Genomic DNA, 1,117 nt, shown 5'->3' with positions numbered 1-1,117 from the left:
CAATTATCAAGAAATTTTGATGTATCTCGGGTATCGCGGACAGGAACGGCCGCCGGAACTGGAACAGCAGATTCGACGCTGCATGGATGAAGTGACAAAGAGCTGTCAGCCGAGATTGGTCTATCGCAGATTGCCGGTAAAAAACGGCGAGATTGTCGGCTTTCCGTTAGAAGGTAAGGACATGAAAGAAATCCTGTCGTCTTGTCAGGAAAGCGTGCTGCTTGCCGTGACATTGGGGCCGCAGATTGAACAGCTGCTTATGCGGCGTGAGGTGACGGATATGGCGGATGCGCTTATCATGGATTCCTGCGCCAGTGCGGCGATTGAAAACGTCTGTGACCATTTTGAATTTGATTTGAGAGAACAATTGGAGCGGGAGGGACGGTTTTTGACCGACCGATTTAGTCCGGGATACGGCGATTTGCCGCTGCACACCCAGCGCAGACTGTGCGAAGCTCTTAATACCGCGCGGCGCATTGGTCTGACCGTCACGCCAAATTATTTGATGATTCCGCGAAAATCGGTAACTGCGATTATGGGAATCTCCGATCATCCGCAAAAACTGAGAAAACGGGGCTGTGAGGTATGCAGTATGTTCCTGACCTGTCCCTATCGAAAGGAAGGACTTGCTTGTCATGAATAATCTGACATTACTTGACGGCGGCATGGGCACAATGCTGCAAGCTGCCGGTTTGGGACTGGGCGAACGGCCGGAAATCTTCGGTGTCCAGCATCCGGAAATTTTGGAAAACATCCAGCGCAGTTATGTGCAGGCGGGCAGTGATATTATCTATGCCAATACCTTTGGTGCCAACGCACATAAGCTGGAAGGCACAGGACACACCACAGAAGAACTGGTGGCGGCGAACGTCGCGATTGCGAAGCGAGCTGCGGGCGAAAAGGCAAAAGTTGCTTTGGATGTCGGTCCGATTGGCGAGCTGATGGAGCCGCTTGGCACGCTGGCATTTGATGAAGCCTATGAAATTTACGCACAAATGGTGCGCGCCGGAGAGCAGGCGGGCGCAGATCTCGTTATTTTTGAGACCATGACCGACTTGTACGAAGTCAAAGCGGCGGTTCTCGCGGCGCGAGAGCAGAGTAATCTGCCGATTTGGGT

The 1,117-nt window shown here is 52.5% G+C and carries 2 protein-coding genes; both read left to right on the top strand.

From position 1 onward, the window contains the following. A partial coding sequence (locus tag ACR0P9_RS13030) for a vitamin B12 dependent-methionine synthase activation domain-containing protein (protein ID WP_432620820.1) occupies positions 1-643 on the top strand: 643 nt, incomplete at its 5' end. Next, positions 636-1,117 (top strand): homocysteine S-methyltransferase family protein (locus tag ACR0P9_RS13025; RefSeq protein WP_432620818.1); only part of this gene is annotated, 482 nt, incomplete at its 3' end. The genes ACR0P9_RS13030 and ACR0P9_RS13025, both read left to right, overlap by 8 nt.

This window comes from Butyricicoccus sp., assembly GCF_050872565.1.
Taxonomy (GTDB): Bacteria; Bacillota; Clostridia; order Oscillospirales; family Butyricicoccaceae; genus Butyricicoccus_A.
This window is presented reverse-complemented; position numbering and strand designations above follow the sequence as displayed.